The sequence below is a fragment of the Kocuria sp. WN036 genome (assembly GCF_002287015.1).
In the GTDB taxonomy this organism is placed as follows: domain Bacteria; phylum Actinomycetota; class Actinomycetes; order Actinomycetales; family Micrococcaceae; genus Kocuria; species Kocuria rosea.
The window spans coordinates 1-597 of the sequence record NZ_NSKF01000075.1; the positions used below are offsets into that span (position 1 = coordinate 1).

Annotated in this window: 1 rRNA gene; it reads right to left on the reverse strand. The window is 55.6% G+C overall.

The window, feature by feature from the left end:
* Positions 1-597: ribosomal RNA gene (locus CK505_RS18110) — 16S ribosomal RNA — on the reverse strand; the annotation flags it as partial.

The window sequence follows — 597 nt, forward strand, 5'->3', positions numbered from 1 at the left end:
CCGTCAATTCATTTAAGTTTTAGCCTTGCGGCCGTACTCCCCAGGCGGGGCACTTAATGCGTTAGCGTCGGCACAGAGGGAGTCGACACCCCCCACACCTAGTGCCCATCGTTTACGGCGTGGACTACCAGGGTTTCTAATCCTGTTTGCTCCCCACGCTTTCGCGCCTCAGCGTCAGTACCGTCCCAGCGAGCCGCCTTCGCCACTGGTGTTCCTCCAGATATCTGCGCATTTCACCGCTACACCAGGAATTCCACTCGCCTCTTCCGGACTCTAGCTTGACAGTTTCCACTGGCATTCCAGGGTTGAGCCCTGGACTTTCACAGCGGACTTACCAAGCCGCCTACACGCTCTTTACGCCCAATAATTCCGGACAACGCTTGCCACCTACGTATTACCGCGGCTGCTGGCACGTAGTTAGCCGTGGCTTTCTCGTTAGGTACCGTCAAGGTACCGGCAGTTACTCTCGTACTTGTTCTTCCCTAACAACAGAGCTTTACGATCCGAAAACCTTCATCACTCACGCGGCGTTGCTCCGTCAGACTTTCGTCCATTGCGGAAGATTCCCTACTGCTGCCTCCCGTAGGAGTAGACATG